This is a genomic window from Bradyrhizobium sp. Leo170, assembly GCF_004296405.1.
Lineage (GTDB): Bacteria > Pseudomonadota > Alphaproteobacteria > Rhizobiales > Xanthobacteraceae > Bradyrhizobium.
On the sequence record NZ_PSRR01000762.1, the window covers coordinates 1 to 951 of the forward strand.

1 protein-coding gene is annotated in these 951 nt (G+C 59.4%); it reads right to left on the reverse strand.

Annotation, left to right across the window (positions count from 1 at the left end; all coding sequences use genetic code 11):
- Positions 1-221 precede the first annotated feature (221 nt).
- A complete protein-coding gene (locus CWO89_RS44555; RefSeq protein WP_130584422.1) occupies positions 222-626 on the reverse strand; it encodes a GcrA family cell cycle regulator in 405 nt (134 codons plus the stop codon).
- Positions 627-951: the final 325 nt, after the last annotated feature.

The following is a 951-nucleotide window of genomic DNA, read 5'->3' on the forward strand; positions in this document are numbered from 1 at the left end:
TTGCTGATCGACTCGCGGATGTTGCGGCACCGCGCCATCGACGAGCCGCGCTCGGAAAGCAAATCGGATTTGTAGCCGTCAATCTTCGCCAGGATTTCCTGCACGAGCTGCGGATCGAAGTCGTTCGCGACTGCTGCTGCCTTGGCCATCGTCTATCCCTGTTGTGATTTGCTGGGCCTCGGCGAGCTTGGGATGTGCTGCGCGGGCCTCGCGTGTTGGCATCAGGGACTCCGGCTATGGTTGAAGTAGGCGAGATAGTGCGCTTGGCACCACGACGCGCCCTTGAGGCGTCGCGCGCCGCAGCGCATGCGAAGACCGTCCGCGCCGCGCTGATCGAGCACGGCGTGACAATGGAAGTCGCGCGCCTTAAGGTAGGAGACCGGCCGCGCCGGTTCGGTCCGGCTCGACAGCGCCTTTGTCCTGGTTTGGGACGCCGTTCGCGCCTTCATCGTGACCGGCCATCCATTCGCGCGTTGCAGCTTCATGCGAACGACCTTGCCGATGACCGCATTGCGAGATCGATGCATCGCCGCAGCGATCACAGACGCCGAATTGCCCGCGCCCCACATCCTTTGCAGGACCGAGACGGCCTCAGAATCCCATGTCGATGTGGCTGGATTGACCATCTGGTGTCATCGTCATGAGCACGATCGATGGTCGTTTTAATTGTCACCAAACGCGACGCGTGTCCATGTTTACACTTGTTCGCCGTTGTTCGATGTCCAGAGAGTTTGTAGCTGCGACGGTTTGACTGCCTCATAAAATATGCAGGCGAACACGCATTAATCCCAGAGGTTGCATCGTGTCCGGAAACTTCATGCGCTGACGTTCGAGCCTGTTGACAACTTGGTTTCGTGAGCGTGGAATCGCAGCACGATTTAGGGCGGTGAGAGCACCAACAGACACGCCCAGCTAACCACGACGGCGTTACTGTTCGCGACCTTTAGCGGG

Coding starts and splice junctions, on each gene's coding strand:
- CWO89_RS44555 (WP_130584422.1), bottom strand. CDS start 626: ATGGTCAATCCAGCCACATCGACATGGGATTCTGAGGCCGTCTCGGTC.